Annotated in this window: 15 protein-coding genes and 2 pseudogenes; 3 read left to right on the top strand and 14 right to left on the bottom strand. The window is 72.1% G+C overall.

Annotated features, from left to right (window positions below):
* Positions 1-94: 94 nt before the first annotated feature.
* Both ACU6P3_RS25345 and ACU6P3_RS25340 read right to left on the bottom strand, forming a co-directional pair.
* On the bottom strand, positions 95-967 hold the full coding sequence (locus ACU6P3_RS25345) for an MIP/aquaporin family protein (protein WP_447198069.1): 873 nt from the start codon (positions 965-967) through the stop codon (positions 95-97).
* Between the two features lie 383 nt (positions 968-1,350).
* Positions 1,351-2,790 (bottom strand): gamma-aminobutyraldehyde dehydrogenase, encoded by a 1,440-nt coding sequence (locus ACU6P3_RS25340; RefSeq protein ID WP_447194243.1) that lies wholly within the window; start codon positions 2,788-2,790, stop codon positions 1,351-1,353.
* 518 nt (positions 2,791-3,308) lie between these two features.
* Here ACU6P3_RS25340 and ACU6P3_RS25335 point away from each other — a divergent pair.
* Positions 3,309-3,953, top strand: a pseudogene (locus ACU6P3_RS25335) (ABC transporter ATP-binding protein); the annotation flags it as partial.
* The gene (locus tag ACU6P3_RS25330) at positions 3,935-5,227 is read left to right on the top strand and encodes a hypothetical protein (RefSeq protein ID WP_447194242.1); all 1,293 of its coding nucleotides are present in this window, start codon (positions 3,935-3,937) and stop codon (positions 5,225-5,227) included. The pseudogene ACU6P3_RS25335 and the gene ACU6P3_RS25330, both read left to right, overlap by 19 nt.
* Positions 5,228-5,518: 291 nt before the next feature.
* Here the strand turns inward: ACU6P3_RS25330 and ACU6P3_RS25325 are convergent, their stop codons facing one another.
* From ACU6P3_RS25325 to ACU6P3_RS25280, 10 genes are all read right to left on the bottom strand, one after another.
* Positions 5,519-6,559 carry an ABC transporter ATP-binding protein gene (locus tag ACU6P3_RS25325; protein ID WP_447194241.1) on the bottom strand — a complete coding sequence of 347 codons (1,041 nt, stop codon included), beginning with the start codon at positions 6,557-6,559 and terminating at the stop codon, positions 5,519-5,521.
* 16 nt (positions 6,560-6,575) lie between these two features.
* Positions 6,576-8,189, bottom strand: a complete 1,614-nt coding sequence (locus ACU6P3_RS25320; protein ID WP_447198068.1) for an ABC transporter permease — start codon at positions 8,187-8,189, stop codon at positions 6,576-6,578.
* A 131-nt stretch (positions 8,190-8,320) separates the two neighbouring features.
* Complete coding sequence (locus tag ACU6P3_RS25315; protein ID WP_447198067.1) at positions 8,321-9,424, bottom strand: thiamine ABC transporter substrate-binding protein; 1,104 nt, start codon at positions 9,422-9,424, stop codon at positions 8,321-8,323.
* A gap of 309 nt (positions 9,425-9,733) precedes the next feature.
* The gene (gene rlmN / locus ACU6P3_RS25310; RefSeq protein WP_447194240.1) at positions 9,734-10,840 is read right to left on the bottom strand and encodes a dual-specificity RNA methyltransferase RlmN; all 1,107 of its coding nucleotides are present in this window, start codon (positions 10,838-10,840) and stop codon (positions 9,734-9,736) included.
* 80 nt (positions 10,841-10,920) lie between these two features.
* Positions 10,921-12,171, bottom strand: a complete 1,251-nt coding sequence (locus ACU6P3_RS25305) for a phosphatidate cytidylyltransferase (RefSeq protein WP_447194239.1) — start codon at positions 12,169-12,171, stop codon at positions 10,921-10,923.
* A complete protein-coding gene (gene frr, locus ACU6P3_RS25300; RefSeq protein WP_030753619.1) occupies positions 12,171-12,728 on the bottom strand; it encodes a ribosome recycling factor in 558 nt (185 codons plus the stop codon). The genes ACU6P3_RS25305 and frr overlap by 1 nt, the downstream gene beginning before the upstream one ends.
* A 138-nt stretch (positions 12,729-12,866) precedes the next feature.
* Positions 12,867-13,574: a UMP kinase gene (pyrH, locus tag ACU6P3_RS25295; RefSeq protein WP_234314933.1), complete on the bottom strand. Its 708-nt coding sequence runs from the start codon at positions 13,572-13,574 to the stop codon at positions 12,867-12,869.
* A 284-nt stretch (positions 13,575-13,858) separates the two neighbouring features.
* A complete protein-coding gene (gene tsf / locus ACU6P3_RS25290) occupies positions 13,859-14,695 on the bottom strand; it encodes a translation elongation factor Ts (protein ID WP_030753611.1) in 837 nt (278 codons plus the stop codon).
* A 90-nt stretch (positions 14,696-14,785) separates the two neighbouring features.
* Entirely contained in the window at positions 14,786-15,691 is a 906-nt protein-coding gene (rpsB, locus tag ACU6P3_RS25285) for a 30S ribosomal protein S2 (RefSeq protein ID WP_030753608.1), read from the bottom strand.
* A 240-nt stretch (positions 15,692-15,931) separates the two neighbouring features.
* Complete coding sequence (locus ACU6P3_RS25280) at positions 15,932-16,357, bottom strand: hypothetical protein (protein ID WP_447194238.1); 426 nt, start codon at positions 16,355-16,357, stop codon at positions 15,932-15,934.
* Here ACU6P3_RS25280 and ACU6P3_RS25275 point away from each other — a divergent pair.
* Positions 16,260-16,517: pseudogene (locus ACU6P3_RS25275) on the top strand (hypothetical protein); the annotation flags it as partial. The gene ACU6P3_RS25280 and the pseudogene ACU6P3_RS25275 overlap by 98 nt on opposite strands.
* Before the next feature lie 326 nt (positions 16,518-16,843).
* Here the strand turns inward: ACU6P3_RS25275 and ACU6P3_RS25270 are convergent.
* Positions 16,844-17,401 carry a TetR/AcrR family transcriptional regulator gene (locus ACU6P3_RS25270; RefSeq protein WP_447198066.1) on the bottom strand — a complete coding sequence of 186 codons (558 nt, stop codon included), beginning with the start codon at positions 17,399-17,401 and terminating at the stop codon, positions 16,844-16,846.
* 61 nt (positions 17,402-17,462) lie between these two features.
* On the bottom strand, positions 17,463-18,299 hold the full coding sequence (gene whiG, locus ACU6P3_RS25265) for an RNA polymerase sigma factor WhiG (RefSeq protein ID WP_447194237.1): 837 nt from the start codon (positions 18,297-18,299) through the stop codon (positions 17,463-17,465).
* Between the last annotated feature and the right edge of the window lie 177 nt (positions 18,300-18,476).

The following is an 18,476-nucleotide window of genomic DNA, read 5'->3' as shown; positions in this document are numbered from 1 at the left end:
ACCGGGCGTCCCGCGTGTCACGCCGCCGCCCCACGGGTCGTCTCCGGGGCGGGTGTGGCCGTCCGGCGCGACGGGGCCCCGGCTCGACCGGTGTCTACCGGTCGGCGCCCGGTTCCTCGTCGGCCGGGCCCGGCTCGGCGCCCTTGCGCGCCTCCACCGGTGCCATCACCTCGCTCCGGGACTGGAGCACCTTCCCGACGAACAGGTCGTAGACGACGACGCCGACGAGGCCGCCGATGAGCGGGCCGACGATGGGGATCCACATGTAGTCGCTGAACCACTGGAAGGTGCCCGGCAGCGCGATGTCGCCCCACCCGACGGCGTACGTCCACAGCCGCGGGCCGAAGTCCCGGGCGGGGTTGATCGCGTAGCCCGCGTTCGTCCCGACGCTCAGGCCGATGGCCACGACGACCAGGCCGATCAGATAGGGAGCGAGATTGGCCGCCGGGCCCGTGTTCCGCTTGTCGATGAGCGCGCAGACCAGCACCAGGAGTACGGCGGTGCCGATGATCTGGTCGAGCAGCGGCCCCCACCAGGAATTCCCGAAGTACTGGGCCGGGAAGGTGGCGAAAATCGAAAAGGTGGCGAGTGATTTGTCGCGCGCCACCCCGGCCTTGTTGTTGAAGTCGTCGATGGCCCAGCTGTAGGCGGAGAATACGACGGCGGCGCCGATGAAAGCGCCCAGGAATTGGGCGGCCCAGTACGGGACGACCTTCTTCCAGGGAAATCCCCGGCGCGCGGCGAACGCGAGGGTGACGGCGGGGTTGATGTGGCCGCCGGTGACGCCTCCGGCGACGTACACCCCGAAGACCACGGCGAGTCCCCATCCCCACGAGATGATCAGCCAGTTCGCCGGCCCGAACGCGACCGCCTGCCGCCCCGACCCGGGGAGCCCGGCGACCGCCACCGCGACCGATCCGCAGCCCAGCAGGATCAGTACGAATGTGCCCAGGAATTCGGCCAGCAGTTCACCGCCGAGGCCGTTCGGATATCCACGGCGTCTGGCAGTGGTGTGCGCCCCCGCACCCGTTGCACTGGTTTCCGCCATCGCTCCTCCTGTAGGCAGGGCCTGTTACAGGACTGTAGGACCGCCCGCCGGAACGCGCCCGGCGAGAACGGCTCGAAGCGCGCCCGAACTGAGGCGCGGTCACGAAACCGAGTGGACCGTTCGGGTGATGGATCCGGGCGACGGAACAGGAAAGGGCGAAACGACCGGCGGAGGAAGGCAGAGCGCGAGAAGCGGCGGGCGAGAAGGAGGCAGGCGGGCGGCGGACCCGTATCCGCCTCCCGCCTCGTGCCACCGGTACCGTCGCGGTCCGGGCCAGCGGCCGGCCCGGACCGGCGGCCGGTTCAGCCGTCGAGCGACGTCATCACGTGCTTGATGCGCGTGTAGTCGTCGAAGCCGTACGCCGACAGGTCCTTGCCGTACCCGGACTTCTTGAAGCCGCCGTGCGGCATCTCCGCGACCAGCGGGATGTGCGTGTTGATCCAGACGCAGCCGAAGTCCAGCGCCTTCGACATCCGCATGGCCCGCGCGTGGTCCTTGGTCCACACCGAGGAGGCGAGGGCGTACTCCACGCCGTTCGCGTACGCGAGTGCCTGCGCCTCGTCCGTGAAGGACTGGACGGTGATGACCGGACCGAAGACCTCGTTCTGGATGATCTCGTCGTCCTGCCGGAGCCCGGAGACGACGGTGGGCGCGAAGAAGTAGCCCTTGTCACCGACTCGGTGTCCGCCCGTCTCGACCCGGGCGTGCGCGGGCAGCCGCTCGATGAAGCCGGAGACCCGCTCCAGCTGGTTCGCGTTGTTCAGCGGTCCGTAGAGCACGTCCTCGTCCTCGGGCGTGCCCGTCCTGGTCCCCTCGGCGACCTTGGCGAGCGCCGTCACGAACTCGTCGTGGATGGACTCGTGGACGAGGACCCGGGTCGCGGCCGTACAGTCCTGGCCCGCGTTGAAGTACCCCGCCTCGGCGATGGCGCCGACGGCCTTGGCGATGTCGACGTCCTCGAAGACGACGACGGGCGCCTTGCCGCCGAGCTCCAGATGCACCCGCTTGAGGTCCTTGGCCGCCGATTCGGCGACCTGGGTGCCGGCGCGTACGGACCCGGTGATGGAGGCCATCGCGGGCGTCGGGTGTTCGACCATCGCCCGGCCGGTCTCCCGGTCGCCGCAGATCACGTTGAAGACGCCCTTGGGAACGATCGCTCCGATGATCTCGGCCATCAGCACCGTCGAGGCCGGGGTGGTGTCCGACGGCTTGAGGACCACGGTGTTGCCCGCGGCGAGGGCGGGCGCGAACTTCCACACCGCCATCATCATCGGGTAGTTCCACGGTGTGACCTGCGCACAGACGCCGATCGGCTCCCGGCGCACCATGGACGTCAGACCGTCCATGTACTCGCCGGCCGAGCGGCCGTCCAGCATCCGCGCGGCGCCCGCGAAGAAGCGGATCTGGTCCACCATCGGCGGGATCTCTTCGGTGCGGGTCAGCTCCAGCGGCTTGCCGGTGTTCTCGGACTCGGCCGCGATCAGCTCCTCCGCGCGCTCCTCGAAGGCATCCGCGATCTTGAGCAGCACCTTCTGGCGTTCGGCCGGAACGGTGTCGCGCCAAGCGGGGAAGGCGGCCTCGGCGGCCGCCATGGCGGCGTCGACATCGGCCTGCCGGGAGAGCGGGGCGGTGGCGTACGCCTCGCCGGTGGCCGGGTTGATCACCTCGGTGGTCCCGCCCTCGGCGGCATCCCGGAACTCCCCGTTGATGTAGTTGCGCAGACGACGCGGCTCGGTGGTCACTGCCACCCCTCCTGTCGGACGTAGCGGTTCGGTTGCCGGCAGCGGTGCGGTGGCCCGATGTCCGGTGGGTGAGACAACCCCCACCTTATGACTCCGGGACGGGGACGGGACCGCCGTCGGTCACCGGCACCCGCACTCGTACGTGGCGCTCGGGCGGAGGGCCACGTACGCGGCGCCCGGACCCGGCCCGCGTACGCGGCGGCCGGCACCGCCGCGGTACGCGGGCGGGTACGCACGCGGAGGCGCCGGTGCCTCTTTCGAGTGAGAAGGACGGCCACCGGGCCGTGTGCTGTCCGCCCGCCCGGGCCCGCGTCCCTACCGTGCCCTCAGGCCGTGCCTTGACGCCGTGCCCGACGTCCTGCCCCGAGGTTTCCCCGAGACCTTGCCCCGAGACCTTGCCCTGAGACCTGTCGATCAGAACCGAGGTGTACGCCATGGTGGCCCCACCCGACAACGACGTGCTGTGGGCGCGCTCCCTGCACTGCTTCCTGGGCGGCTCGCCGGCCCTCGAGGAGGTCTCGCTCGGCGTGCGGGACGGCGAGATCCTGGCCGTCGACGGCCCGCGCGGCAGCGGCAAGACGACCCTGCTGCGCTGCCTGTCGGGACAGTTGGTGCCACAGCGGGGCGAGGTCTGGTTCAACAGCGCGCCGGTGCACACCATGAACGCCGTCCAGCGCGAACGGCTGCGCCGCGACCGCTTCGGCTGGATCGGGCCCGAGCCCGAACTCGTACCGGAGCTGACCGCGTGGGAGAACGCGGCACTGCCCCTGCTGATGTCCGGCGTGTCCCACCGGGCGGCCAGGACGAAGGCGCTGGAGTGGCTGGAGCGGCTCGACATCGGCCGTTGCGCCGCCAACCGTCCCTACGCCCTGCTCCAGGCGCAGCGCCAGCGGGTCGCCGTGGCACGTGCCCTGGTCGCCGCGCCCGCCGTGCTCTTCGCGGACGAGCCCACGGCGCCGCTGCACGGCCCGGACCGGGCCCAGGTGCTGCGTACGCTGACCACGGCGGCGCGCTCGCACGGGATCACGGTGGTGCTGGCCACGCTGGACGCGGAGGTGGCGACGGTCGCCGACCGCGTGGTCCGGCTGGTGGACGGGCGCCGCGTCGGCTCGCAGCGGCCGTCCGAGGCGGAAGGCCGGGCGGCGTGCTCGCTCTCCGTCTAGGCCGCGGCGGCCACGCGCTCGTTCAGGCACGCCGGCTGCTGGTCGCGGCGGCCTCGGCCGGTGTCGGTTTCCTGCTGTTGTGCACCCTGGGGTGGGCGGTGGACCATCCGGCCGGGTCCGCGGTGCGACTGCTGTGGTCGCTGGTCCCGGTGGTGGCGGCGGCGCAGTTCGCGGCCGCCGTGGGACGTACGGACCCGGGCGCGCGGGCCCGCTCCGGGCTGTCGGCGGTGGGGCTCGGCCCCGCGCGGCTGTCGGTGCTGGCGGCCGCCTCGGCGGCCGTGACCTGCGCGCTGGGCAGCGCGGTGGCGCTGCTCTCCTTCCTGCATCTGCGCGGGGACCTGGCCGGGGCGCCGTACACGGGCGAGGGGGCGGAGCTGCTGGCCCCGGGCCGGCCGCTGCCGCTCGGCGCGGCGCTGATGCTGCTGGCGGTGGTGCCGGTGCTGGCCGGCGTCACCACGTGGTACGCCGTACGGGCCGCGGGCCCGGACGGCGCGGGCGCCGCCCGTTCCCGGGCAGCCGCTCCCGGCACGGCCCCGGGACGGGCGTCGTCATCGGCAACGACCGCGCCATCGGCATCGGCATCGGCATCGGCATCGGCCGACGAGGACGAGACCGACACGGAACGGCCCCGCACGGCCGCACCCCCTCCCCCGCCGTCGGCCGCTCCGACGGCCCCCGCCGGACTGCCCTGGGGCATCGCTCTGACGGCGGCGGGCTTCGCGATCGAGACGTACGCGAGCCGGGGCGGCGGCACGGCGCTGCCGCTGCCGGGGCGGTTCGACGGCAGCCCGGCCGGAGTCCTGGCGGGCTGGTCACTGACCGCCGTGGGCCTGGCACTCGCCGGCCCGGGCCTCACCCACCTGTGCGGACTGCTGCTCCAGACGGTGCGTCCCGGCGCCGTCCGGCTGCTCGCGGGCCGCATGCTGATGACCGAGGCCCACCGCGTCGGCCGCCCGCTGGGCGTGCTGTGCGCGGTGCTGTCGGGCGTCTTCGCCGCCGCGACGCTGTACGGCCCCGGCGACGAGCGTCCCTTCGGCCCCCTCACGGCCCTCGGCGCGACGCTGGTCGTCGGCTGTACGGCGGCCACGGCTCTGATGGCGGCGCTGGAGTCCCGGCAGACCCGGGCCGCGCTGATCGACTCCCTGTACCGGCTGGGCGCGCCCGCCGCGGTCCTGCGTACCGCGGCGGTGGTGCGGACGGTCGCGTTGCTCGCCCTGTTCGCCCCGCTGACCTGGGCGGTGGCCGCGCTCGCGGCGGTCCCGCTGACCAGGTGACCCGGCCCCGGGGAAGCACGCCCACAGCACCAGGGGGCAGACGAGATAGCCGAAGCGGCTCGCCGGCATGAGCGCGATGGCCACGGTGAGCCCGAGCGCGAGCCGCCGCGCCGCCTCCGGGCCGGTGGCGGGCGGGCGTATCAGCAGCGAGGCGGCCAGCGCGAGGGCACCGAGCGCCAGCAGCGCGGCCGCGACGACCGTAGCCCGCGGGCGGTGATCCTGGCCTACGAACTGGGGCTCGTGCGCCCCGGCCCGTCGGGACCCTGATCGGGTCGCCCGCGGGAACACGCGTCAGGACTCCCCCGGGCCGTCGGGGAGCACGACCACGTCCTCCTCGGCGAAGACCGCGCCCACCGTCGCGCCCTCGCGCGGCGCGTCCCGCGGGCCGCACTCGGCTTCCAGGAGCGGGCCGCTCTCGGGGCGCAGCAGGACGGCGACCCGGCTGCCCCGGAACGTACGGGCCTCGACCGTGCAGCGCAGGCCCTCGGCCGGGTCGGCCGTGCGCACCCCCGCGGGGCGGATCAGCACCGTACGCGCGCCCTGCGCCGAGCCGGCCGGCACCGGGACCTTGCCCCAGACCGTGTCGGCGGCCGATCCGCTGACGGTGCCGGGCACGACGTTGTCGAAGCCGAGGAACCGGGCCACGAACGCCGAGGCCGGGCGCTGCCACACCGCGAGCGGCGTGCCGGTCTGGGCCACCCGCCCCTCGCGCATGACCACGACCCGGTCGGCAAGCGCGAACGCCTCGCCCTGGTCGTGGGTGACCGCGAGCACGGTCGTACCCAACCGACCGAACAGGCCGCGCAGTTCGACCACGAGCCGCTCCCGCAGGCCGCGGTCCAGCTGACCGAGCGGCTCGTCCAGCATCAGCAGCCGGGGGCTCGGGGCCAGCGCCCGGGCCAGGGCGACCCGCTGCTGCTCGCCGCCGGAGAGGGCGGCGACGGACCGGCTCCCCGCGCCCGGCAGCCCGACGAGGTCCAGCAACTCCGCCACGCGCGGCGCGCGTTCGGCCCGGGGCACACCCCGCATCCGCAGCCCGAAGGCGACGTTGCCGGCCACGTCGCGCTGCGGGAAGAGCTGGTGGTCCTGGAACATCAGCCCGACCCCGCGCCGGTGTGCCGGCACCCGTGCCTGGTCGGCACCGTCGAGGGCGACCCGTCCGCCGTCGGGCGGCTGGAGGCCCGCGACCACGCGCAGCAGTGTCGACTTGCCGCTGCCGCTCGGTCCGAGCAGACAGACGATCTCCCCTTCGGCGATCTCCAGATCCACCGCGTCGAGCGCGGTGCGGGAGCCGAACCGTACGGTCACGCCCGACAGGGTCAGCAGACCCATCAGCACACCTCCGCCATCAGAACTCCCCCGAGTGGTGGTCACGGATCCGTTCCAGCGCGAGCAGGGCGACCGCGCACACCACCATCAGCACGGTGGACAGGGCCATGGCCTGCCCGTAGTTGAGCTCGCCGGGGCGGCCCAGCAGCCGCGCCACGGCCACCGGCAGCGTCGGCCGGTCCGGGCGCGCGATGAAGACCGTCGCGCCGAACTCACCGAGCGAGACGGCGAACGCGAACCCCGCCGCGACCAGCAGCGCCCGCCGCACCAGCGGGAGGTCGACCTCGCGCCAGGCGCGCAGCGGCGACGCCCCGAGGACCGCCGCGGCTTCCCGCAGCCGGGTGTCCACCGCCCGCAGGACGGGCAGCATGGTGCGTACGACGAACGGCACGCCCACCAGCGCCTGGGCGAGCGGGACCAGGATCCAGGAGGCCCGCAGGTCCAGCGGCGGCTCGTCCAGCGCGATCAGAAAGCCGAAGCCGACGGTCACCGCCGACACCCCGAGCGGCAGCATCAGCAGCGCGTCGAAACCCCGGACGAGCCGGCCGGCTCGCCGGCTCAGCGCCGCCGCCGCCAGCCCGCCCACCACCAGGGCGATCAGGGCCGCGACGAAGGCGTACCGCAACGAGTTGGCGACCGCTTCCAGCGGCGGTACGAGGAAGGTGCCGCCGCTCGCGTCCGCCGACGCGAGCGCCCGGTAGTAGGCGAAGCCGTAACCGGCGGGGCCGTTCAGGGAGCGCTCCACCAGCACCCCGAGCGGCAGCAGGAGCAACAGCGCCACACTGCCCAGCACCCCGCCGAGCAGCGCCCACTGTCCGGCCCCGCGCGGCCGGCGCGCGGTGAGCGCCGGGTCGACCAGCCGCAGCGCGCCCTCCCGGCGCCCTACAGTCCACGCGTGCACCGCCAGGACGGTCCCCACGGCCGCGAACTGCACCAGCGTGAGCACGGCCGCCGTGGACAGGTCGAGGAGCTGGGCGGTCTGCCGGTAGACCTCCACCTCCACCGTGGCGAAGGCCGGGCCGCCCAGGATCTGGACCACGCCGAAGGACGTGAACGTGAACAGGAAGACCATCAGGGCCGCGGCCGCCACGGCCGGGCCGAGGGCGGGCAGCGTGACGCGCCACCAGGCGGCGAGGCGGCCCGCGCCCAGCATCCGGGCGGCTTCCTCCTGCCGCGGGTCGAGTTGTGCCCACAGGCCGCCCACGGTCCGTACGACCACCGCGTAGTTGAAGAACACGTGGGCCAGCAGGATCGCCCAGACGGTGGTGTCGAGCCGGACGCCCCACAGCTGCTCCAGCAGTCCGCCGCGCCCGAGCAGCGCCAGGAAGGCCGTGCCGGCGACGACGGTCGGCAGCACGAACGGCACGGTGACGACCGCGCGCAGCAGCCGCTTGCCGGGGAACTCGAAGCGTGCGAAGACGTACGCGCCGGGCAGGGCGAGCAGCAGGGTGAGCGCGGTCGAGGCGAGCGCCTGCCAGGTGGTGAACCACAGGACGCCGAGGAGGTCGGGCCGGCCGAGTACGTCCACGATCCGGCCGGGCCGCCAGGCGCCGTCCGGTGCGAGGCCGCGACCGACGATCGAGGCCACGGGGTAGGCGAAGAAGACCGCGAAGAACGTCACGGGGACGGCCATCAGGGCGAGCCGCACCAGGCCGCCGCGCCGCCCGGCCTTCCCGCCCGCGCGTCGCGACGGGGCGGCGGCCTCGGCGGTCTTCGCCACCGTCGCGGACTTCACGGTCTTCACGGTCTTCGCGGACTTCGCGGTCACTTCACGACGAGTGAGGACCACGACTGGATCCACTGCTCTCGATGGGCGGCGATCCGGTCGGGTGCCACGGTCTCGGAGCGGTCGACCCGGGCGCCGAACTTCGTGAACAGCTCGGGCGGACGCACTCCCTCGACCACCGGGTTCACGAACATGTTCAGCGGCATGTCGGCCTGGAACCTCTCGCTGATCAGGAAGTCCAGCAGGGCCTTTCCGCCGGCCTCGTTCCGTGCGCCCTGGAGAAGCCCGGCGAACTCGGTCTGCCGGAAGCAGGTCCCGGTGGCCACGCCGGTCGGGGCCTCGCCGGGACGCGGGTCGGCGTACAGCACCTCGACGGGCGGGCTGGAGGCGTATGAGACGACGAGCGGCCGGTCGCCGTGGGCCTTCTTCCCGCCCGCCGAACCGGAGAAGTTCTCGTTGTACGCCTGCTCCCAGCTGTCGACGACCCGGACGCCGTTGGCCTTCAGCTTCTTCCAGTAGTCCTGCCAGCCGTCGTCGCCGTACCGGGCGACCGTGCCCAGGAGGAAGCCGAGCCCCGGCGAGGACGTGCTCGCGTTCTCCGTGACGAGCAGGTTCTTGTAGGCGGGCTCGAGGAGGTCGTCGAAGGAGGACGGGGGCGCCAGCTTCTTGTCGGCGAAGTATTTCTTGTCGTAGTTGACGCAGATGTCACCGGTGTCGATCGGGGTGACTCGGTTCTTGTCCTTGTCGAGTTGTGTGCCGGCGTCGACCCGGTCGAGCCCCTTGGCCCGGTACGGCGTGAACAGGCCGTTGTCGAGGGCTCGGGAGAGCAGGGTGTTGTCGACGCCGAAGAAGACGTCGCCCTGGGGCGAGCCCTTGGTGAGGATCTCCTTGTTGAGGGCTGCCCCGGCGTCACCGCTCTTGAGCACCTTGACCGTGTAGCCGGTCTCCTTGGTGAACTCCTTCAGGACACCCGGCGAGGCGGCGAACGAGTCGTGGCTGACGAGGGTCACGGTCTTCGACCCGGACCCGCCCGCCCCGTCGGACGCCCCGGTACCGGAACCGGACCCACCGCACGCGGCCAGCGCCGAGACGCCGAGCGCAGTGGCGAGTGCGGCGCACGCCGTCCTGGTGATGCTGGTGATGCCCACTGGTTTTCCTCCTGGGAATGCCAGGAGAAGACGCGGCCCCGCCCGCGGCCGGGGACCGGCGACGGGCAGGGCGCAACAGCTTGAGTGATGTCCGAACTCCCTACCCAGAATGACCTGGGCGAGGTTCAGAGGGTCTGCGGACCGGACCGGATCTGACGCGTCCGTACCGCACTCTCAGCGCTGTGGCGCTCCCCTGTCGGAAAATATGCAATTGGTTCGAGCCAAGATTACCCGAGGGTGGTCTCCGCACACCCGGGGCGGCCTCACACACGCGCGGCCGGCCGCTCCGCGCCCGGCGGCGCTCTACCGTTCCGAGGCCGCCAACTGACCGCATGCCCCGTCGATCTCCTGGCCACGCGTGTCCCGTACGGTCACCGGCACGCCGTGCGCCGCGATCGCGTCCACGAACGCCCGCTCGTCCTCGGGGCGCGACGCCGTCCACTTCGAGCCCGGGGTGGGGTTCAACGGGATCAGATTGACGTGCACCCGCTTGCCCTTGAGCAGCCGGCCCAGCCGGTCGCCGCGCCACGCCTGGTCGTTGATGTCGCGGATCAGCGCGTACTCGATGGAGACCCGGCGGCCGGACTTCGCCGCGTACTCCCAGGCGGCGTCCAGCACCTCCCGCACCTTCCAGCGCGTGTTGACGGGGACGAGGGTGTCGCGCAGTTCGTCGTCCGGCGCGTGCAGCGAGACCGCGAGCCGGCAGCTGAACCCCTCGTCGGCGAAGCGCAGCATCGCGGGCACCAGGCCGACCGTGGAGACGGTGATCCCGCGCTGGGAGAGGCCGAGCCCGTCCGGCGCCGGGTCGGTCAGCCGGCGGATCGCGCCGACCACCCGGTTGTAGTTGGCCAGCGGCTCGCCCATGCCCATGAAGACGATGTTGGACAGCCGGGACGGCCCGCCGGGCACCTCACCGTCGCGCAGGGCGCGCATGCCCTCGACGATCTGGTGCACGATCTCGGCGGTCGAGAGGTTGCGGTCCAGGCCCGCCTGTCCGGTGGCGCAGAACGGGCAGTTCATCCCGCAGCCCGCCTGCGAGGAGACGCACATCGTGACCCGGTCCGGGTACCGCATCAGGACGGACTCGACGAGCGTGCCGTCGTGCAGCCGCCAGAGCGTCTTACGCGTGGCGTCGTCGTCGCAGGAGACGTGCCGTACCACCGACATCAGGTCGGGCAGCAGCTCCGTCGCGAGCTTCCGGCGCGCGGTGGCCGGGATGTCCGTCCACTGCTCGGGGTCATGGGCGTAGCGCGCGAAGTAGTGCTGTGACAGCTGCTTGGCGCGGAAGGCCTTCTCGCCGACCGCGGCGACCGCCTCACGGCGCTCGGCGGGGGTGAGGTCGGCGAGGTGCCGCGGGGGCTTCTTGGCTCCGCGGGGCGCGACGAAAGTCAGTTCTCCGGGTACAGGCATGGTGGATCCAGTGTCGCAGACGTACGACGAAGGGCCCGCCGTCCTGTGGACAGCGGGCCCCGGGGCGGCGTAGGAGCTGGTCAGGAGCCTACGAACAGCACCAGGAGCAGCCACATCACGGGGGCCGTGGGCAGCAGGGAGTCGAGCCGGTCCATGATGCCGCCGTGCCCGGGCAGCAGCGTGCCCATGTCCTTGATGCCGAGGTCCCGCTTGATCATGGACTCGCCGAGGTCACCGAGCGTGGCGCTGGCCGCGACCGCCAGGCCGAGCAGCAGGCCCTGCCACCAGACCCCGTTGTCGATCATGAACTGCATGCAGAGCGCGCCGGCCACCATGGCGAAGACGACCGCTCCGGCCAGGCCCTCGCGCGTCTTGCCGGGACTGATGCGGGGGGCCAGCTTGTGCCTGCCGAAGCGCCAGCCCACCGCGTACGCGCCGGTGTCGCTGACGACGGTGAGCACCAGGAACATCAGCACGCGCCACGGGCCGTCGTCGGCGGTCAGTATCAGCGCGACGAACGTGGCGAGGAAGGGGACGTAGAACGCGGCGAAGAGCCCCGCGGTGACGTCCTTCAGATAGCCCTCGGGCGGCTCCGTCATCCGCCAGATCAGCACCGCGAGCGCGGTGAGGGCCATGGCGACCCAGGCGCCCTCCGGGCCGCGCGCGTACCCCGCGACGACCATGGCCGCGCCGCCCACGGCCAGCGGGACGAGGGGCGGCTTGATGCCCTTCTGCTCGGAGAGCCGGGTGGTCAGCTCCCAGAGCCCGATCACCACGGCGACCGCTATCACGCCGACGAACACGGCTTTGACGATGAACAGCGATGCCGCGACCACCGCGCCGAGACCGACGCCGACCCCTATGGCCGCCGGGAGGTCACGGCCGGCCCGCTTCTTCGGCGGTTCCGCCGATCGCGGCTGTTCCGGACTTTCCGGCGGGGCGGGCTGGGGCACGGCCACGGGCTCCTGCGGGGTGTCGTCACGGCGCGCGCGGGGGGCCGGGCCGTCCTGCCGGGCAGCCCCCCGGTCGTCGTCCTGGTCCCCGCCGCCTGCGGGTCCGTCGGGCACGATGGGCATGGGGCGAGTCTGCTGGGCGTCCCGCCCGTCATGGGCGGGACCCGCCGGGTACCCGTCGAAGGCGGTGCCCACCGGCCGCCCGTCGTGACCCGGGCCCGCCGCGTACCCGTCATGGGCCGCGGCGGCGGGATACCCCTCATGGGCGGGGTCCGCCGGACGCCCTTCGCGGGCGGCGTCCACCGCCGGGCCGGCCCCCTGCTCGTACGCGCCCCAATAGCCGGCTGTCGGCGGGGCTCCCCGGGAAGAGTCGTTCATCAGACTTCGAGCAGCTCGGCTTCCTTGTGCTTCAGCAGCTCGTCCACCTGGGCGACGTACTTCGCCGTGGTGTCGTCGAGCTCCTTCTCCGCGCGCCGGCCCTCGTCCTCGCCGACCTCGCCGTCCTTGATGAGCTTGTCGATGGTCTCCTTGGCCTTGCGGCGGACGGCTCGGATCGAGATCTTCGAGTCCTCGGCCTTGGTCTTGGCGACCTTGATGAACTCCTTGCGGCGGTCCTGCGTGAGCTCGGGGAACACCACCCGGATGATATTGCCGTCGTTGCTCGGGTTGACCCCGAGGTCGGAGTCCCGGATCGCCTGCTCGATGTTGCGCAGCGCGCTCTTGTCGAACGGGGTGACCACGGCCATCCGCGCCTCCGGCACGGAGAACGAGGCCAGCTGGTTGATCGGGGTCAGGGCGCCGTAGTAGTCCGCCACGATCTTGTTGAACATGGCCGGGTGCGCACGCCCGGTGCGGATCGCGGCGAAGTCGTCCTTGGCGACCAGGACGGCCTTCTCCATCTTCTCCTCGGCTTCGAGGAGGGTCTCTTCGATCACCACTTGCTCCTGCGTGTCTTGAGTGGGCCCGGCGTGCTCATAGGCCGACGGATCCTGCGTCGCGTCTTTCCTGGCGTCTTTCCTGCACGGTGTCCGACCGGCAGGGCTTTGTCCATCCCCGTGCGGGGCCGCTCCGGCTCAGTCCCGGGTGCCCTGGTCGCTCACGAGCGTGCCGATCTTCTCACCATTGACCGCACGCGCGATATTGCCTTCGGTCAGCAATTCGAAGACGAGGATCGGCAGTTTGTTGTCCTGGCACAGGGTGATCGCGGTCATGTCGGCGACGCGCAGATCACCGGCGATCACCTCGCTGTACTCCAGGGCGTCGAACTTGACCGCTCCCGGGTTCGTCTTGGGGTCGGAGTCGTACACCCCGTCCACCCCGTTCTTACCCATCAGCAGGGCCTGGGCATCGATCTCCAGGGCACGCTGGGCGGCGGTGGTGTCGGTGGAGAAGTACGGCATGCCCATGCCCGCGCCGAAAATGACGACGCGCCCCTTCTCCAGGTGGCGCACGGCGCGCAGCGGAATGTAGGGCTCGGCGACCTGGCCCATCGTGATGGCGGTCTGCACCCGGCAGTCGACGCCCTCCTTCTCCAGGAAGTCCTGGAGCGCCAGACAGTTCATGACCGTACCGAGCATGCCCATGTAGTCGGAGCGGGCCCGGTCCATACCGCGCTGCTGGAGTTCCGCACCGCGGAAGAAGTTGCCGCCGCCGATGACGACCGCGATCTGGGCGCCGTCCCGGACGACGGCGGCGATCTCGCGGGCGATGGCGTGGACGACGTCGGGGTCGACGCCGAGCGCGCCCCGGCCGGCGAACGCCTCACCGGACAGCTTCAGCATGAAGCGGCGGGGCTTCTTGCGGCCGCCACGCGCCGCGTCCTCGTGGCCCGGCGTGCCCTGGTCGCTGTTGTTGCCGTCGCCGCTCGTGTCGGCCTGTTCCATGGAGATCTCCTCGTGCGCATACGAAGAAGGCCATTGCCCGGGTCCTTGCGGTTCCCTCTCGCGGCAATGGCCTCCTCGTCAGATCTGCGGCCGCCCGGCCGCGTCGGCGAAGGTGTGCCGGCGGGCACACGCGGGCGGCTGCGTCAGACCCTATCGGGGTCTTCGGTTGATCGCGTACAGCCTCAGACGCCGACCTTGATCCGGGAGAAGCCGGTCAGGGCGACACCGGCCTCGTCCAGGATCTTCTGGACGGACTTCTTGTTGTCCTTGGCGAAGGGCTGCTCGGTGACGACGACGTCCTTGAAGAAGCCGTTGACCCGACCCTCGACGATCTTGGGCAGGGCCGCCTCGGGCTTGCCCTCCTCGCGGGAGGTCGCCTCGGCGACCCGGCGCTCGTTCTCCACCGTCTCGGCCGGGACCTCGTCGCGGCTGAGGTACTTGGGCGCGAAGGCGGCGATGTGCTGCGCGACGTCCTTGGCGACCTCGGCGTTCTCCTTGTCCAGCTGGACGAGAACGCCGACCTGCGGCGGGAGGTCGGGCATCGTGCGGTGCATGTAGGCGGCCACGTAACCGCCGGTGAACTGCGTGAAGCGGTCCAGGACGATCTTCTCGCCCAGGTTGGCGTTGGCCTCGTCCACGTACGCCTGGACGGTCTTGCCGCCCTCGATCTCCGACGCGAGCAGCGTCTGGAGGTCGGCCGGGGAGGTCTCGGCGACGTGGGCGGCGAGCTTGTTCGCCACGGCCTGGAACTTCTCACCCTTGGCGACGAAGTCCGTCTCGCACTTCAGCTCCAGCAGCACGCCGGAGGAGTTGTCGTCGGCGATGAGGGAGACGACGGCGCCGTTCTCGGCCGAGCGGCCCTCGCGCTTGGCGACGCCCTTCTGGCCCTTGACGCGCAGCAGCTCGACGGCCTTGTCGACGTTGCCCTCGGCCTCGTCCAGCGCCTTCTTGCAGTCCATCATGCCGGCGCCGGTGAGCTCACGGAGCTTCTTGACGTCGGCGGCGGTGTAGTTCGCCATGATCTGTAATTCTCTCTCGAAGTCTGAAAGATACGGGTGGACGGCGGGGGCCGCCGAGGCCCCCGCCGTCGACCACGGAATCCGGGAAGGTCAGCCCTGCTCGGCGTCCGCCGCAGCGGCCGGGGCGGCGGCCTGTTCGGCGTCGGCGGCCTTCTCCGTCTCGGCGGAGGTCTGGACATCGGCCTGGGCCTCGGCGGGCTTGTCGGCGCCGTCCTTCTTCTCACCCTCGAGCAGGTCGCGCTCCCACTCGGCGAGGGGCTCGCCGGCCGCCTTCTCGCCCGGCTTCGAGTCACCGGTGGCGACGCCGGAACGGGCGATGAGGCCCTCGGCGACGGCGTCGGCGATCACGCGGGTGAGCAGGGTCACGGAGCGGATCGCGTCGTCGTTGCCCGGGATCTTGTAGTCGACCTCGTCGGGGTCGCAGTTGGTGTCGAGGATCGCGACGACCGGGATGTGGAGCTTGCGCGCCTCACCGACGGCGATGTGCTCCTTCTTGGTGTCGACGATCCAGACGGCGCTGGGCACCTTCTGCATTTCGCGGATACCACCGAGGGTCTTCTCCAGCTTGGCCTTCTCGCGGGAGAGAACCAGCAGCTCCTTCTTGGTGAGGCCGGAGGCGGCCACGTCCTCGAAGTCGATCTGCTCGAGTTCCTTCAGGCGCTGGAGGCGCTTGTAGACGGTGGAGAAGTTGGTGAGCATGCCGCCCAGCCAGCGCTGGTTGACGTAGGGCATGCCGACGCGCGTCGCCTGCTCGGCGATGGCCTCCTGGGCCTGCTTCTTCGTGCCGACGAACATGATGGAGCCGCCGTGGGCGACGGTCTCCTTGACGAACTCGTAGGCGCGGTCGATGTACGACAGCGACTGGAGCAGGTCGATGATGTAGATGCCGTTGCGCTCGGTGAAGATGAAGCGCTTCATCTTCGGGTTCCAGCGACGGGTCTGGTGACCGAAGTGGACGCCGCTCTCCAGCAGCTCCCGCATCGTGACGACGGCCATGGCCGTACTCCTTGAGGTACTCGGTTGTCGCGTCCGCCGGACGGCAGTCGCGCCTGACGCCCCGGTGCGCCGTGCCACGGAGGACCGAGAGGCGCGAGCATCGGCTCGAAGGGGCCGATGGCGGGGCGTGCGAAGTCGACCCGGTGACCCGGATCGCCACATGAAGTGTACGGGACCTTCGCACCCACGGGTGACGGCGATGTCCACAACCCGTCAGTAGTCCACAGATCCGGACCATGATCAGTGCGGTCCGGGCGTCACGCGGCACGGTGAGCGCATGACGACCGACCGTACCGCCGCTGCCCGCCCCGCCCGCCGCCACCCGCCGCGCCGTTTCCCGGGCACGGTCCGCCGGCTCGCGCCGACGCTCGTGCTGGTTCTCCTGCCGATCCTCGTACTGGTGCCGATCCTCGTACTGGCGCTGCCGGCCCCGGCCCGGGCGCGGGCCTCGGTGACCGGGGCGGCGGCCGGGACGGCCGAGGGCCGGGCATGGCCGGTGGGCTCCCGGCCGACGGTGCTGCGCGGCTGGGAGCCACCGCTGTCGGCGTACGGGGCGGGCCACCGCGGTGTGGACCTGGCCGCCGCCCCGGGCGATCCGGTACGGGCCGCGGCGCCGGGCCGGGTGTTCCACGCGGGCCGGGTCGCGGGGCGGGGGGTGCTGTCCATCGCTCTGTCCGCGCCGGGCCCACAGGGCTCACGAGGCATGCCCGGCGTGCGCGGCGGTCCGCTGCGGATCACGTACGAGCCGGTGGAGCCGCTCGTGGCGGAGGGCGAGGAGGTGAGCGCGGGTCAGGTCGTGGCCACGCTGGCGCCGGGCCCGCGCGCCCACTGCCCGACGGGGTGTCTGCACTGGGGCCTGCGGCGGGGCGAGACGTACCTGAACCCGCTGTCCCTGCTCCCGCCCGGGCTGCTCCGCAGGCCCCCGTCCCGACTGCTGCCACTGCACGGAAGCCCGTCCCTCGCCGTGGGAGCGCGGGGGTTCGGCGGGACACCGTGCGCGGGGGCGACGTACGTCGCGCTGCTTTGCGCGCCGGCACCGTACGGAATAGTGCCGTACGGAGTGGTGCCGTACGCGGCGGCCGCGTACGGCGGCGCACCGGGGGCGGGAGTGCCGCACGGCCCGGCCGTGTCCGCGCGGCAGCCCGCGCGGGGTCAGCCCCGGACGCCCCGCAGGGCCATCGCGACCGCCGCGTCGGCGATCTCCTGGGGGGTCTCCGCCACGCCGAGTTCCGTGCGCCGGACAGCGGCGTCCACCACGCCCTGGAGCAACATCGCCGTGAGCCGGGGCTGCTCGTGGCCCAGGTGGCCGAGTGCCTCCACGATCAGCGCGATCAGCCCGCCGTGCGCCGCCCGGATCTTCTCCCGGGCGGCGGCGTCCAGCTCGCTCGCGGAGATGGCGACGACCGCGCGGTGCCGGCGGTCACCGACCAGCGCCAGCTGGCGGCGCACATACGCCTCGATCTTCGCCTCGGGGGAGTCCACGCGCGCCATCGCGGCCTCGACCTCCGCGGCCCAGACCGGGAAGTCGACGGCACACAGCTCCTCGACCACGGCGGCGCGCGAGCGGAAGTACTCGTACACCGAGGATCTGGCGAGTCCTGTGCGCTCGGCGAGCGCGGGGAAGGTCAGCGCTTCCGTGCCGCCTTCGGAGAGGAGGGAGCGTGCGGCGTCCAGCAGGGCGCCGCGCTGCATCGTCCGGTGCTCGGCCACCGAGGCCGCTCGAATCCTTGGCACGCCCTCCACTCTACGGTGAGGGATCCGTGGCAGAGCGTCAGTGGCCGACGTCGGCCAGTTTGGCCCGGAGCTGGAGCACGGACTTGGTGTGGATCTGGCTGACCCGGCTCTCGGTCACCCCGAGGACATGGCCGATCTCGGCGAGGGTCAGTCCCTCGTAGTAGTAGAGCGTGACGACGGTCTTCTCACGGTCGGGCAGCGTGTTGATCGCGCCCGCCAGCAGCCGTCTCAGCTCACGGTCCTCCGCGACCTCCACGGGGTCGTCGGCCGCGGTGTCCTCCAGGGTGTCCATCAGGCTGAGCCGGTCGCCGCCCTCGCCGCCGACGTGCAGCAGGTCCTCCAGCGCCACCACGTTCGCCAGCGAGAGCTGGCTGAAAACCGCGTGCAGCTCCTCCAGCGTGATCCCCATCTCCGCGGCGACCTCGGCCTCGGTGGGCGTGCGCCGCAGCTGGGCCTCCAGCGTGGCGTAGGCGCGCTCGACCGCGCGCGCCTTCTGCCGCACCGAGCGGGGGATCCAGTCCAACGCCCTCAGTTCGTCGATCATCGCGCCCCGGATCCGGGTGATCGCGTAGGTCTCGAACTTGATCGACCTGTCGATGTCGAACTTCTCGATCGCGTCGATCAGCCCGAAGACGCCGGAGGAGACGAAGTCCGCCTGCTCGACATTGGACGGCAGCCCCACGCTCACCCGGCCCGCGACGTACTTCACCAGCGGTGAGTAGTGCAGGATCAGCTGCTCGCGCAGCCGCTCGTCGCCCGTTGCCTTGTAGGACCGCCACAGCTCGTCGAGCGACGAGGGCGCGGGCGGTCGCACGGTGCCCCGGGCGGCGGGGGGCACTGCCGCGCGGTCGGACCCGGAGGTGTGCTGGGGCATGCGTTGCCTTGAGCCGTTCTGCCGTGAAGTGCGGGAAACTGCGGGAAGCTGTCTGTCTGGGCCGGAATGCAGGTGAGCGTAGCGTGACTGCACGGTCGCGGTACGCGACGGAGATCCGACCGCGCCCGCCCGCGCCGGCACCACCGTCCGCACCGCGTGACCGGGGGCGGCACCGCT

The sequence above is a fragment of the Streptomyces hebeiensis genome (assembly GCF_052983195.1).
Note: the sequence above shows the minus strand (reverse complement) of the source record. Positions and strands in the feature narration are given on the sequence as shown.

Excerpts from the sequence above, each read along its gene's own strand:
- whiG (WP_447194237.1), bottom strand. The coding sequence starts at position 18,299 with ATGCCCCAGCACACCTCCGGGTCCGACCGCGCGGCAGTGCCCCCCGCC.
- ACU6P3_RS25280 (WP_447194238.1), bottom strand. The coding sequence starts at position 16,357 with ATGGACAGCACCCCCCGCCCCGCGACCCGGCCCGCGTGGAACACCCGG.
- rpsB (WP_030753608.1), bottom strand. The coding sequence starts at position 15,691 with ATGGCCGTCGTCACGATGCGGGAGCTGCTGGAGAGCGGCGTCCACTTC.
- ACU6P3_RS25305 (WP_447194239.1), bottom strand. The coding sequence starts at position 12,171 with ATGAACGACTCTTCCCGGGGAGCCCCGCCGACAGCCGGCTATTGGGGC.
- ACU6P3_RS25320 (WP_447198068.1), bottom strand. The coding sequence starts at position 8,189 with ATGGCCGTCCCCGTGACGTTCTTCGCGGTCTTCTTCGCCTACCCCGTG.
- rlmN (WP_447194240.1), bottom strand. The coding sequence starts at position 10,840 with ATGCCTGTACCCGGAGAACTGACTTTCGTCGCGCCCCGCGGAGCCAAG.
- pyrH (WP_234314933.1), bottom strand. The coding sequence starts at position 13,574 with ATGCTGAAGCTGTCCGGTGAGGCGTTCGCCGGCCGGGGCGCGCTCGGC.
- tsf (WP_030753611.1), bottom strand. The coding sequence starts at position 14,695 with ATGGCGAACTACACCGCCGCCGACGTCAAGAAGCTCCGTGAGCTCACC.
- ACU6P3_RS25325 (WP_447194241.1), bottom strand. The coding sequence starts at position 6,559 with ATGGGTCTGCTGACCCTGTCGGGCGTGACCGTACGGTTCGGCTCCCGC.